Raw genomic sequence first — 14593 nt, 5'->3', positions numbered from 1 at the left:
GTAGTTAACTAGTATTTAATAAACATAGTGTGGATTGAAAAAAACGATGAAAATTTCCCTCGCTAACCGTATTGAAGTCGGTTTATTTCGCCATCGATTATTCGTTTTGGTCATGTTTGCCTTGGCAAGTGCTTTTCTTCTCTTTCAAGCAAGTCAAATTAAGCTCGATGCGGCATTTACCAAGAATATTCCGTTAAATCATAGCTATATGAAAACTTACCTAAAGCATAGAGCAAATTTTGGTGGTGCTAATAATATTTTAATTTCTGTGTGTGATCGTGAAGGAGATATTTTTAACGCAGAATTCTTTGATGCTTTAAAAGGTGTCCATGACAAGTTATTTTTTATTCCTGGTGTTGATCGTATTCAAGTTAAATCATTATTTTCACCTAGCACACGCTTTGTTGAAGTGGTGGAAGACGGTTTTGCTGGCGGCCCGGTAATTCCAGCAGATTTTCAAGCAACACCTGAAGGTTTAGCCATTGTAAAAGGCAATGTCGAGAAGGCGGGTATTGTTGGTGGCATTGTCGCGGATGATTATAGCTGCGCTATGGTAAAGGCTGCCTTGATGGACATTAATCCAACCACAGGTGAAAAGCTTGATACCTTAAATATTGCTAAGCAGCTAGAAGAGGAAGTACGCCAAGAGTTTGAAAAAGGTAATATTAGTGTACACATTATCGGCTTTGCCAAAATGGTGGGTGATGTCGCTAACGGTGCCAAAGGCGTGGTGTTATTTTTTGCTATTGCTATCGCAATAACCGCGGTAATGGTTTATATATTTTGTCATTCAATTAGGCTGACTTTTTTACCTATTCTTTGCTCATTAATCGCCGTGGTTTGGCAGATGGGCATGTTATCTACACTAGGCTTTGGCTTAGACCCTATGTCAATTTTGGTGCCATTTCTAGTTTTTGCTATTGGCGTGAGTCATGGCGTACAAATGATCAACTCGGTCGTTAAAAAGGTAGGCTCTGGCTCTAATACCATGGCAGCCGCTCAAGCGAGTTTTAGAGCATTATTAATCCCTGGTGGTATTGCGCTTTTATCTGATACGGTTGGCTTTTTAACCCTATTATCAATTGATATTGGCATAATTAAAGAGTTAGCGATCACCGCATCACTGGGTGTTGCTATGATTATTCTGACTAACTTAGTTTTATTACCAGTCATGGTGTCATACCTTCACATTAAGCCAAGCGCGAAAGTTGGACAATTAAAAGAAGAGAGTCCGGTATGGCAGATGGTGGCAAGTTTTGCAACGAAAGGGCCTGCTACTGTAATTATTGCGATTGCCGTTGTACTTTATGCGATAGGCTTTATTAAGGGGCAAGGTTTAAAAATAGGTGAGCTACATGCTGGTGCGCCAGCGCTTCATGAAAGCTCAAGATATAACCAAGATACCTTCTTAATTACTGATAGATATGCCATTAGTGTTGACTATATGTCAGTGATTATTGAAACCACGCCAGATGCCTGTACGTATTACGATACCATGGCGACGATTAACCAATTCCAATGGCGAATGGAAAATGTTGCCGGTGTGCAATCTGCGGTCAGCCTTGCTTCTATTTCAAAAATCGTTAATGCCGGTTATAACGAAGGTAACCCGAAATGGCGTGTTATTCCGCGTAACCAACAAACGTTAGTGCAATCCATTGCTAGAGTGCCATCATCAAGCGGTTTGTTAAATAGCAACTGTAGTGTTATGCCTGTTATTCTATTTTTAGAAGATCATAAAGCAGAAACGATAGACACAGTGATTGCAGAAGTAAAAGCGGCATCGCAAGAATTAGGCAGTGAACAAGTTCAGTTTAAGCTCGCCTCAGGACCTGTAGGTGTTATGGCGGCAACAAATGAAGCCGTTGCTGAAGCTCAGCTGCCTATGATGTTGTATGTTTATGGTGCGGTTATTTTATTATGCCTATTAAGCTTTAGAAGCATACGGGCAACCATAGTTGTTATTCTACCGCTATATGTTGTTTCAACGTTAGCGCAGTGGTTAATGACGGCACTTGATATCGGCTTAACGGTATCAACCTTGCCTGTCATTGCTTTAGGTGTTGGTATAGGTGTTGATTATGGTATTTATATTCTTTCAACTATGAGCATCAGGTTAAAAGAAGGTGCCGATGTTCATGATGCCTATCTAAGCGCGTTAAAAGAGCGGGGTAGTGCTGTACTTATTACTGGCTTTACTTTAGCGATTGGTGTTTCTACTTGGTTCTTCTCGGATTTAAAATTCCAAGTTGATATGGGAATATTACTTACTTTCATGTTCTTAGTGAATATGCTTGCCGCTGTGATTGTATTACCAGCATTGGCTGCCTTTTTATGGCCAAATAAAAAAAATAATAGCAATGACAAAGAAAAGTTTGTTATTGCCGGTAAAACGGGTGATTAGCCTTTTAATATACTGAATAAAAGCTCTAATTTTTCCTGCTCAAAAAAGTTTGTTTAATATCAAATTAAACAAACTTTTTTTATTCAAATTTGCCTGAAAATCTCTGCATAAAAAAACAATTAAACGCGCTTTAATTTAGTTTCTATTTAGCAATCTTGCATAAACATGGAATATTCACTTGCTATGCAAGGAAATGTTGCCGTAAAACACGGATTTAAACTCTGTTTTAAACAAAAAAAAACTCGCAATAGCTTAGATTTATTCATAAAATCGCAGCCATAGTCTATTCTGATAGACAGTTATAAAAAAATAATATAAATCTGCTTAGTTTTTAGCTTAAAAAAATAACGAGCAGTTTAGCAATTAACCAATTATTCAAGCTTTCTTTTATAAAGTACAAAGGAAAACGGCATGGCGTTAGTAAACGGTTCACCTTCAGTGATTCTGAAAAATGTATCACAGTTAATTCACCAGAAAGTTCCTAAGAATATTGCCCCATTAGTTGAGCAATTTGCCAACTTGCTCTATAGCAATATCTCTTCTTTGGATCTCGCTCATCGAAATGATAGCGATATGTATGGCGCTACGTTGAGCTTGTGGAGTTCACTGAACGAACACAAAGATGATGAGCCTGTTATTCATGTTTTTAACCCTTCAGTAAGTAAAAATGGTTGGAAATCTAGCCATACCATAATTGAAGTGATTGTTAAGGATATGCCGTTTTTAGTTGATTCGATTCGTATCGCTTTGAACAGATTAGGCTTATCCCCACACTTAATGTTAAATGCACCTATTAAAGTTGTACGCACCAAAGATTTAGAAATTGCCCAACTTGCGCCCATTGTTGATAAGAAAATTAAAGCCACTTCAGAAGAAACTATTTTCTTTATCGAGATTGATCGTCAATCAAGCCAAGCGGAGCTCAATGCCATTAAAGAAGAGTTACTTTCAGTAGTAGAAGATATTCGACTTACCGTAAGTGATTGGCAGCCAATGCTAGCCCGTTTAAATGATGTTGTTGCCCAAGTAAAGAAAGCTAAGCTACCTGGCACGAAAAAAGCTAAAGACGACACGGTTTCTTTCCTATCATGGATTGCATCGAATAACTTTACCTTGATGGGCTATCGCTCTTATGATGTTAAAGCGGTGAAAGGGGATATTTCTCTTGAGGCTGATTTTGATTCAAGCTTAGGTTTGATGAAAAATTCAAAAGGGGTTAAGTCACGTTTAGTGTCTAGTTTAAGTGAAACCGGTCGTGAAGTAGCGCTTGGCTCTAGCCATTTAATTTTAACTAAAACTAACTCTCGTTCTCGTGTACATCGCCCAGCTCAGTTAGATTACATCGGTGTTAAACGTTTCGATGATAAAGGTAATGTGATCGGTGAAGATAGGTTTATCGGCTTATTTGGCTCAGCTTACTACACTAACAGTGCACTTGATTTACCGTTAATTAAATCTAAAGTGAACGATGTATGTACCGCATCGGGCTTTGCTAAAGGCACACATGCTTATAAAGCCCTAATTAATATTCTAGAAACCTACCCGCGCGATGAAATTTTGCAAAGCTCTATAGAGGAGTTATTGCATAATGTAACGGGTATTTTGCAAATGCAAGAGCGTGATTATTCAGGTTTATTTATTCGTCGCGACGCCTTTGATCGTTTTTACTCTTGTATGGTCTACGTACCAAGAGAGCGTTACAACACTAAACTAAGAGTAGAAACTCAACAGTTATTCCAAGAAGTATTTAACAGTGATGAAGAAGTTGAGTTTACAACCTTCTTCTCTGAATCTGTGCATGCTAGAACACATTACATTGTTAAAGTTAACTCGACTAAAGCAGATATTAACGTGAAAGAAATTGAAAAGAATTTAAATGAAGCCGCGCGTAACTGGGACGATAAGTTAGTTTCCGCTTTAGGTGCTAACCGTGGTGAAGCTGATGCTAAAGCATTAAGCAAAAAGTATACGGACTTTCCACAAGCCTATAAAGACGAAGTATTACCAGGCTCTGCCATCGTTGATATTGAAAAGTTAGAGAATTTAACTGAAGAAAATAACTTAGAAATGCTTTTCTATCAACCACTTGAAGAAAAGCCAGACAGCCGCTTTGTTAAGTTAAAGCTATTCCACAAAGGTGAGCCAATTCATTTAAGTGATGTGCTGCCTATGTTAGAAAACTTTGGTTTACGTGTTATTGGTGAAAGTCCATATGCGATAAAAGCAGGCGGTGAAACCAATTGGGTACTTGATTTCTCTATGTACCTAACAGGTGAAGGCCACTTTGATTTATACAAAGTTCGCACTTTGTTCCAAGATGCATTTGCTAAGGTATGGCGTGGTGATTTAGAAGATGATGGTTTTAACCGTCTAATTTTAGGTGCAGGTCTTGAAGGTCGTGCCGTATCAATATTACGTGCCTTTGCCAAATACGAGCGACAAATTGGTGGTATATTTAGCCAAAACTATATTGAAGATACTTTCTCACGTTATCCGGATATAGCTGAACTATTAATTAAGTTATTTAATTTGCGCTTTGATCCGCATAGCAAGTCGTCTGAGTCAGCTAAAGGGAAAGCGATTGATAAAGTATTAGCAGAAATTGAAGCGTCACTTGATAATGTTGCTAACTTAGATGATGACCGTATTATTCGACGCTTTGTTGAAATGATTAATGCCACTATTCGTACTAACTACTTCCAGTTAGATCAGCATGATAACGAAAAGCCTTATATTTCGTTTAAGATCGTCCCTAAAAAGATCAGCGAAATCCCGCTACCTATCCCTGAGTTTGAAATATTTGTTTATTCACCTCAAGTTGAAGGTGTGCATTTACGTGGCGGTAAAGTTGCTCGTGGTGGCTTACGTTGGTCAGATCGTCGTGAAGACTTTAGAACCGAAGTACTTGGTTTAGTTAAAGCGCAACAAGTTAAAAACACTGTGATTGTACCTGTTGGTGCTAAAGGTGGCTTCGTTTGTAAACAGTTACCAGAAGGTTCGCGTGAAGAAATTTTTGAAGCAGGTAAAGAGTGCTACCGCACCTTTATTAGAGCTTTATTAGATATTACCGATAACATTGTCGCTGGTGAAATTGTGCCACCAAAAGATGTTGTGCGCTTAGATGAAGACGATGCTTATTTAGTTGTGGCAGCCGATAAAGGAACAGCAACTTTCTCTGATATCGCTAATGGTATCTCTGAAGAATATAACTTTTGGTTAGGTGATGCCTTTGCCTCAGGTGGTAGTGTCGGTTATGACCATAAAGCCATGGGTATCACAGCTAAAGGTGCATGGGAATCAGTAAAACGTCACTTTAGAGAAATGGATATTGACTGTCAGACAACTGATTTTACCTGTATGGCCGTAGGTGATATGGCGGGTGATGTTTTTGGTAATGGTATGTTGTTATCTAAACATATCCGTTTACAAGCAGCCTTTAACCATATGCATATCTTTATTGATCCTAATCCAGATGCAGCAAGTTCTTATAAAGAACGTGAACGTCTATTCAACTTACCTGGTTGTACATGGGAAGATTACAATAAAGACTTAATTTCTAAAGGTGGTGGTGTTTTCAGTCGCCATGTGAAGTCAATTAAATTGACACCAGAAATTAAGAAAATGATTGGTACTCAGAAGCAAAACATGGCACCAACTGACTTAATTCAAGCCATTTTACGCATGGAAGTTGATTTACTATGGAACGGTGGTATCGGTACTTACGTTAAAGGTAGTAAAGAAACTCACCTTGAAGTGGGTGATAGAGCGAACGATGTGCTACGTATTAATGGCGCTGAGCTTAAGGCAAAAGTTGTTGGCGAGGGCGGTAACTTAGGTTTAACTCAACTTGGTCGTATCGAGTATGCAGCTACTGGTGGTCGAATTAATACTGATGCGGTAGATAATGCCGGTGGTGTTGACTGCTCAGATAACGAAGTAAACATTAAGATTTTATTAAATACCTTAGTGCAAAACGGTGATTTAACCGTTAAACAACGTAATAAACTACTTTACGATATGACTGATGAAGTAGGTGATATCGTTATTGAAGACTGTTATCGCCAAACACATTCGTTATCGATTACAGCGATGCGTGGTGTTAATCAGTTGAAAGAACAAGTACGTTTTATTCATGAACTAGAAAGAACGGGTAAGTTAGATCGCGCCTTAGAGTTTATTCCTGATGATGAAGAGATAGCTGAGCGCTTAGCTGAAGGTCGTGGTTTAACTAGACCAGAGCTGTCAGTGTTATTGGCATACAGCAAAATGGTATTAAAAGATGATTTAGTTCATGACGAGATCACTAACAACCCATATCACGATCAATTATTGATCGATGCTTTCCCTGAAAAGCTAAGAGCAAATTACCAAACTGAAATGCAAAGTCATCCGCTACGTGCTGAAATTATTGCAACTCAGTTAGCCAATAAGATTGGTAATGATATGGGCTTTAATTTTGTTAACCGCATGCAAGAAGAAACTGGTGCAAGCGTAGCTGAAATTGCTAACTGTTACACTATTGCCAGTGTTGTTTTTGAAATGGAAGATTTCTGGAAGCAAATTGAAGTTTTAGATAATAAAATTTCAACAGCGATCCAAACAGAAATGTTATTCCAATATCGTCGTACGGTTCGTCGTGTTACTCGTTGGTTCTTACGTCACCGCAATAAAGCGTTATCTATTGAGCAATCAATTGCCTTGTACCAACCAACGTTTGCGACCTTATCAGCCAACCTTGCCAACTTTATGGTTGAAGAAGAAATGCAAGGCTTGCAACGTGTATCAGGTGATTTAATTAATGCTGGTGTGCCAAAAGAAATCGCTATTAGAATTTCGCAATTAAGTACTTTATTCTCAACCATGGATATTGCTGAGGTGGCGAATGAAGATGGCCGTACTATTGAACAAGTGGCACACTTGTACTTTAAACTGGGTGTACGTTTAGAACTGCATTGGTTCTTAGATCAAATTACACGTCAACCAGTAGCTAACCACTGGCAAGCATTAGCACGTGCTTCATTTAGAGAAGAGTTAGATTGGCAACAACGCTCACTAACCTCTGTGGTACTTCGTTGTGAGTGTGATGCAAAAGTGGAAGACTTAGAGCAGTTATTAGCAGACTGGATTGTGACAAACGAGCAACCGTTAGAACGTTGGAAGCATATTTTGTCTGACTTTAAAGTGGGGCAAACGCATGACTTTGCTAAGTTCTCAGTCGCGCTACGTGAATTAATGTTATTAAGCTTAAATTGCCAGCCAGTAAGTGCTAAATAATTTTATTCTACACAGAGTTAGAGTGTTGTAATGCTCTGCTTACCTGATAAAATCCTCGCCTAGCGGGGATTTTTCTTTTTAGCCGTTCAGTTATCAATTTTAAGTTTATATTAGGGGCACTATGTTTTATTCAGCGATACGAAAAGTTTTTTTTCAGTTTGACCCAGAAAATATTCATGAACTCACCATCAAGAGTTTGAAAAAAACAGGCGCTTCACCGCTTAATCGCTTGTATAAGCAGAAAGTACAAGATAAACCCGTTACTGTGATGGGAATTAAATTCCCAAATCCAGTTGGTTTAGCGGCAGGTTTAGACAAAAACGGTGAATGTATAGATGCCTTTGCTGCTATGGGCTTTGGCTTTGTCGAGGTGGGTACGGTAACGCCTAAGCCTCAACCGGGTAACGATAAGCCAAGAATTTTTAGAATTCCACAGGCCAATGCAGTAATTAATCGCATGGGCTTTAATAATAAAGGCGTTGATTACTTAGTTGACCAAGTACGTAGTGCTAAATATAAAGGTGTACTTGGCATTAACATAGGTAAAAATAAATCAACGCCAGAAGAAAATGCTAAAGATGATTATGTTCATTGTATGCGCAAGGTGTATGATTTTGCTACTTATATTACGGTAAACATTTCATCACCTAATACGCCAGGTTTACGTTCTTTACAATACGGTGAAGCGTTAGACGAGTTATTATCAGCTTTAAAAGCAGAGCAGAAACAGTTAGCTGAGCAATATGGCAAGTACGTGCCTGTGGCGGTAAAAATTGCGCCAGATTTAACACAAGAAGAAGTTGAATCAATTGCACAGTCTTTAATTGCTAATGACATTGATGGTGTGATTGCCACCAATACGACACTTTCAAGAGAAGGTGTTGAAGGATTAGAACATGGCGATGAACAGGGCGGTTTAAGTGGCGAGCCTGTAAAAGAGAAAAGTACTCAAGTCATTAAAATGTTAGCCAAAGCATTAGATAATAAGCTACCAATTATTGGCGTTGGCGGTATTGCCTCAAGTGATGACGCCAATGAAAAATTAGCAGCAGGTGCAAGTTTAGTACAAGTTTATACTGGCTTTATTTATCAAGGTCCAGAGCTTGTAAAAGACATTGTTGCTGGTTTATAAATTTTTATGCGTTTTTAAAGGGAAAAGCCTTAGTAACTTCGGTAGCTAAGGCTTTTTTATTGTGCTTTAGTATAGCGTTAGTAAAACTATTTTGTAGATATGGCTCTGCAATTAAAAAAAGCAGTAACTAGGTGAAGCCGTTACAAGGCTGTCGATACAGATGATCATTCAACATGACAAGTGAAAATAGTATTATCTTAGCGGATGTGTTTGGTAGAACACCGGCGTTAATTGCTTTAGCTCAAGCTATAGGCGCAATAAAAATTATCGATCCTTATCAAGGACGAATGATGGCATTTACTGATGAAGCACAGGCTTATCAATATTTTGTTGATAAAGTAGGTATAGATGCTTATCTTGATAGTGTCAGTCTTGAAATAAGCGAACTGAGCAAACCAAGTACAATGATTGGTTTTAGTGTCGGTGCCAGTGTCTTATGGCGGCTATCACAAAACTATCAAGGTAAGTATATAAAACGAGCTATTGGTTTTTATGGTAGTCAAATTAGACATGATTTGCATATAACGCCGAGGTTTGCTGTGCAATTAATATTGCCTAAATTTGAACCGTACTTTGCTATTGAACAGCTAGCCCAAGTGGTAGAAAGCAAGCCACTCGTTAGTGTACTAAAAACAGATTATTTACATGGGTTTATGAATAAGTGTTCAGTAAACTTTGATGAGTTAGGCTATCAAGAACACATTAAGCAGTTAAAGAAAACAATCAACTTGGATGAACAATGAAAAAGATATTATTACTCAGCTCACTTATAGCGTTTCACTGCGCTGCAGAAAATAGCCAAGCATTAACGGTAGATAGATTAGTGCCCAATAATTTTCAGTTAGCTTTTCCCAATGATAGAGATATAAAACCGCTGCAAAGTGACTTTGAATTAGTGAATTATGTCTTAATGAGTAATGAAGAAGGGGAGCGCTGGGCAGTGTTAACCTTACTAAATACCGCTGGTGGTGAAAGGGTATTTAAGCAAGAACATTTGATGGCGATTTTTGCTGATGGTAAGCGTAAAGCGCCTGCGGCAATAAAACTCAATTTTTCAGGACAAGAGCTGCAAACCGTTACGGTATCATTTGGCTATAGTAAGTTTCCAATTTTGGCGGTTAACACTAACCAAGGTTAAGCAACTAGCTGAGTTAACTCAATTAATACAACTAATATAATTTGAACTAATACAACGAATAAATAGTAAAAAGGCTAACTTAAAAGTTAGCCTTATTATTATTTAAAGCACAGGGCTTTGTTAATAGCTTTCATTATGTACACTTAACACGGCACGACCTGATGGGTCGGCATTGTCTTTAAAGCTTTCGTCCCAAGCAAGTGCTTCAGGTGTACTACAGGCAACTGATTTACCACCCGGTACACATTCAGCAGCAGACTCAAGCGGGAAGTGCTCTTCGAATATGCAGCGATAAAAGTATGCCTCTTTGGTATCTGGTGTATTGATCGGGAACCTAAATGCGGCAGATTCAAGTTGCTGATCAGTTACTTGAGATTCTACATGCTCTTTTAGACCGTCAATCCATGAGTAGCCAACACCGTCTGAAAACTGCTCTTTTTGACGCCATAAAATTTCTTTAGGTAAGTAGCCTTCAAAAGCTGAGCGTAAAACCGCTTTCTCCATTTTACCGTTACCACACATTTTATCTTCTGGATTAATGCGCATAGCAACATCCATAAAGTTCTTATCAAGAAACGGTACGCGTGCTTCAATACCCCAAGCCGACATAGATTTGTTGGCACGTAAGCAGTCAAACATATGTAGTTTCTCAAGCTTACGGTTAAGCTCTTCATGAAATTCTTGTGCGTTTGGTGCTTTATGGAAGTATAAGTAACCACCGAAGATTTCATCTGCACCTTCACCTGAGAGCACCATTTTGATACCCATGGCTTTGATTTTACGTGCCATCAAGTACATAGGTGTCGATGCGCGAATGGTAGTCACATCATAGGTTTCAAGGTGATAAATCACTTCTTTCAGGGCATCAATACCTTCTTGCTCAGTGAATATCACGCTATGGTGAATTGTTCCTATGCTATCTGCTACGGTTTGTGCTGCCACTAAATCAGGTGAGCCTTCTAAGCCACAGGCAAAAGAGTGAACTTTTGGCCACCATGCTTCGGCTAAATCATTATCTTCAATACGACGTGCGGCAAATTTTTGCGTTATCGCTGACACTAATGATGAGTCTAAACCACCAGAAAGTAATACCCCGTAAGGCACATCAGTCATTAAATGACTTTTCACAGAGTCTTCTAATGCTTCACGTAATTTATCTTTGCTGGTGTGATTATCTTTAATAGCTGCGTATTTTTGCCAGTTACGCTTGTAGTATTTTTCTACTTTGCCAACTTTGCTATCTAAAATATGCCCAGGAGGGAATTCAGATACGGTTTTACAGATAGGCATAAGTGCTTTCATTTCTGAAGCAACGTAAAAGTTACCTTCGCTGTCATAACCTGTATAGAGTGGGATAATACCTATATGATCACGGGCAATTAAATAGCTGTTATCATTGGCATTGTATAAACAAAAAGCAAACATGCCTTGAAGTTTATCAACAAACTCTACACCAAATTCTTCGTATAAGGGTAAAATAACTTCACAGTCTGAGCCGGTTTTAAAGCTATAGTCAACCGTTAGGTCTTTTGCTAATGCTTTGTGGTTATATATTTCACCATTAACAGCGAGCACATGGCTTTTGTCGTCATTGTATAGCGGTTGAGCGCCATGTTCAGTGTCAACAATAGATAAGCGTTCATGTACTAAAATTGCATTGTCGTTGTTATAAATGCCAGACCAGTCTGGACCACGGTGGCGTAATAAGCGAGAGCATTCTAAAGCTTTAGGGCGAAGTGCATCAGCACTAGTTTTTATGTCTAATATACCAAAGATCGAACACATTGAAGCGCTACTCCTTTAAATAAGTTAGTTAATGTCAGATTGTTTTTTCATATGCGCTGTTAGCTTGCATATGATGCTGCAGAATGATTGAAGTTACGATAGCGTATGATGTCGTATAGTAATACTGCGAACCTACTATAAGGAGTAATTAACCATGAGGTTAGAATGTTTACTCAAAAACTTCTTGGTAACACTTTGACAGCTTTTAAATAAAAATCAATAATAAATGACATAATTGTTAAAATAAAAAGTTATAAGGTTATGAGTAATACGCGATTACTTAACCTTTTTGAGGCTTTATGAAGTTTAAACGGATATATATTGCAGTGCTGGCCTTAAATGTGTCAGCTTGTTCAAATTTGGGCGTTGAGCCGTGGCAGCGTGAGTTGTTGGCTGAAAAAGAAATGTCGATAAATGCTTCACCGTTAGATTCATCACTTGATGATCATATCTACTTTAGTAAAGAAGCTTCCAGCGGAGGCAAAAGCTTTTCTGGCGGCGGTTGCGGGTGTAATTAAACGTGGCAGAAGAATTTAAAGATAAACAAGGCAAATGTGAGCAAGCAAAAAGCTTAAAAGCTATGTTAACCTTAGCCACCACAGCATTATTAGGTGGTGTTACTAACGAAGCTGAAGCTACAGAGTCTAAGTTGTTAGAGGATTGGCAGTTTGACAGTGCTTTTCTCTATTATAGTGAAGCCGATAGAGTTACTGCAGCAGAGCTTATTATCAGCGGCACAAAAGTATTTAAAAATGATGAAGTACTCAATCTAAAAGCAACTATAGATACCTTATCTGGAGCTTCTGCTAATGGTGCGGTAGCACAGCCTGATATCCAAACCTTTACTCGACCGTCTGGGCAAGGGCAATACAGTATTCAAGCTAATAATACGCCGCTAGATGATACCTTTAAAGATACTCGCGTTCAGCTTAATGCCCAATGGACACAGCCTATTGCACAAGATTATACCTACAGTATTGGCGGACACTTATCTAAAGAGTTCGATTACCTTTCTCTTGGTTTTAATAACAGTCTTGCCATTGATTTCAATAAAAAAAATACTACCTTAGCCTTAGGCTTTAGTTACTTTTATGATGTTTGGAGCCCCATTGGCGGTTTGCCTAAACCCTTGGCTTCAATGTTAATTGGTGATTCTGATGATCCTCAGTGGGATGAAGAGTTTGCTAAAACCAGAATGGGCAGTAGTGATAGTAAAACAACCGCTGATTTCTTGCTGGGCTTTACGCAAATCATTAATCGCAGGATGTTGGTGCAATTTAATTATTCACTGTCTCATGTTGACGGCTATTTAACCGATCCATTTAAGATAGTAAGCCAAGTCAATACCGAGGGGTATGTTCAAGATTATCGTTATGAACATAGGCCCGATAAACGGGTAAAGCAAACAGTTTATGGGCAGACTAAGTATCACTTTGATAGTGCCATTGTTGATTTTTCCTACCGATATTTATGGGATGATTGGCAAATAACGTCACACACGGTCGATACACGTTTATATATACCTATCGCAGAAAACACCTATATTCAGCCGCGTTTTCGCTTTTACCAACAAGGGGCTGCCGATTTTTATCAGCCTTATCTGATGCAGCAAGACTTATTACCTGAATATGTTAGTGCTGATTATCGTATTGGTGAAATGACCGCAACCACATTGGGGATAAAGCTTGGCATAAAGCTAAGTCATGCCAATACCAACACAGGTTATGCCAATGAATTAGCTTTTCGCTTAGAGTACTACCAACAAACACCAACAAATCCTGGTTTTAATCAGCCTGGTGTTTTAGCAATACAAAATATATTCCCTAAAGTTGAGGCCATTCTTGCGCAAGTCAGTTACTCATTTTAAGCATAATCATTTGAGGCTGTTTTATGTTAGCGAATAAGTCTTATAGCTTATTAAAAAGGCAAGGGGATTATATTGCGCATTTTCGGGCAATGGCGAGTCCCTGTGAAGTTATCATTGAAACCCAACAGAAAAATATCGCTGAGCAAGTAGCTCATTTAGTTACGGCAGAAGTTGAACGTATTGAGAAAAAGTATAGTCGCTACCTCGCCGATAGTGTCTGTAGTCAAATCAATAATAGCCAGGGGCAAGCTTGCGCGATAGATAATGAAACCTTTCTATTACTGAACTTTGCCGAGCAATGTTATCAATTAAGTCATGGCTTGTTTGATATCACCTCAGGTATTTTAGCGAAAAGCTGGCAGTTTGATGGCAGAAATTGTGATAAAACCAGAGACTTTCCAAGCGAAAAAGATGTTACTGAACAGCTAAAGCATGTTGGCTGGCCTCGTGTTAAATACCAAGCTGATTTTGTGCAGCTGCCACAAGGAATGTCGATAGATTTTGGTGGCATTGCCAAAGAGTATGCGGTGGATAAAGCCATGATGCTGGCAACTCAATACACTAAAGCGCCTATTTTAATTAACCTTGGCGGCGATATCAGTGTCAGTGGTTTACGATGTAATAACTTAGCGTGGCAGGTTGCCATTGAAAGCCCGCACAATGAACAAGCGCAAGGTGATTTAATTGTCTCGTTAACACAAGGTGCTTTAGCGACCAGTGGTGATAGCAAGCGATTTATTCTGTATCAAAACAAACGCTATAGCCATATTATTAATGCGAAAACAGGCTGGCCTGTATCTGGCGGGCCAAGCTCTATTACGGTGGCTGCACCTCAATGTACCACGGCAGGTATGCTAGCAACATTAGCCTTGTTGCAGGGGCGTGATGCTGAAAAAATGCTGTTGGCGCAACACGTTAATTTTTGGGCTAGATATTAAAACTAGATCTTAATGCTGAGAATAAAAAAGCCAAGTCAATGAAATGACTTGGCTT

At 38.8% G+C, this 14593-nt stretch carries 9 protein-coding genes; 8 read left to right on the top strand and 1 reads right to left on the bottom strand.

Annotated features, from left to right (window positions below):
- Nucleotides 1-46 precede the first annotated feature (46 nt).
- From EMK97_RS02515 to EMK97_RS02495, 5 genes are all read left to right on the top strand, one after another.
- A complete protein-coding gene (locus EMK97_RS02515) occupies nt 47-2404 on the top strand; it encodes an efflux RND transporter permease subunit (RefSeq protein WP_130599148.1) in 2358 nt (785 codons plus the stop codon).
- A 411-nt stretch (nt 2405-2815) separates the two neighbouring features.
- Entirely contained in the window at nt 2816-7678 is a 4863-nt protein-coding gene (locus EMK97_RS02510; RefSeq protein WP_130599146.1) for an NAD-glutamate dehydrogenase, read from the top strand.
- Between the two features lie 121 nt (nt 7679-7799).
- Nucleotides 7800-8810, top strand: a complete 1011-nt coding sequence (pyrD, locus tag EMK97_RS02505; RefSeq protein WP_130599144.1) for a quinone-dependent dihydroorotate dehydrogenase — start codon at nt 7800-7802, stop codon at nt 8808-8810.
- A gap of 173 nt (nt 8811-8983) precedes the next feature.
- Nucleotides 8984-9553 (top strand): hypothetical protein, encoded by a 570-nt coding sequence (locus tag EMK97_RS02500; RefSeq protein ID WP_130599142.1) that lies wholly within the window; start codon nt 8984-8986, stop codon nt 9551-9553.
- Nucleotides 9550-9948 (top strand): hypothetical protein, encoded by a 399-nt coding sequence (locus EMK97_RS02495; RefSeq protein WP_130599140.1) that lies wholly within the window; start codon nt 9550-9552, stop codon nt 9946-9948. Before EMK97_RS02500 ends, EMK97_RS02495 begins: the two co-directional genes overlap by 4 nt.
- Before the next feature lie 120 nt (nt 9949-10068).
- Here the strand turns inward: EMK97_RS02495 and asnB are convergent, their stop codons facing one another.
- Nucleotides 10069-11733 carry an asparagine synthase B gene (asnB, locus tag EMK97_RS02490; protein ID WP_130599138.1) on the bottom strand — a complete coding sequence of 555 codons (1665 nt, stop codon included), beginning with the start codon at nt 11731-11733 and terminating at the stop codon, nt 10069-10071.
- Between the two features lie 341 nt (nt 11734-12074).
- Here asnB and EMK97_RS02485 point away from each other — a divergent pair, with 341 nt between their 5' ends.
- The 3 genes from EMK97_RS02485 to EMK97_RS02475 all read left to right on the top strand — a co-directional run bounded on the left by EMK97_RS02485 (nt 12075) and on the right by EMK97_RS02475 (nt 14538).
- On the top strand, nt 12075-12251 hold the full coding sequence (locus tag EMK97_RS02485) for a DUF4266 domain-containing protein (protein ID WP_342774628.1): 177 nt from the start codon (nt 12075-12077) through the stop codon (nt 12249-12251).
- A gap of 62 nt (nt 12252-12313) precedes the next feature.
- The gene (locus tag EMK97_RS02480) at nt 12314-13600 is read left to right on the top strand and encodes a DUF3570 domain-containing protein (RefSeq protein ID WP_130604344.1); all 1287 of its coding nucleotides are present in this window, start codon (nt 12314-12316) and stop codon (nt 13598-13600) included.
- Between the two features lie 23 nt (nt 13601-13623).
- Nucleotides 13624-14538 carry an FAD:protein FMN transferase gene (locus EMK97_RS02475; protein ID WP_130599134.1) on the top strand — a complete coding sequence of 305 codons (915 nt, stop codon included), beginning with the start codon at nt 13624-13626 and terminating at the stop codon, nt 14536-14538.
- Nucleotides 14539-14593 lie beyond the last annotated feature (55 nt).

This window comes from Litorilituus sediminis (assembly GCF_004295665.1).
In the GTDB taxonomy this organism is placed as follows: Bacteria; Pseudomonadota; Gammaproteobacteria; order Enterobacterales; family Alteromonadaceae; genus Colwellia; species Colwellia sediminis.
Note: the sequence above shows the minus strand (reverse complement) of the source record. Positions and strands in the feature narration are given on the sequence as shown.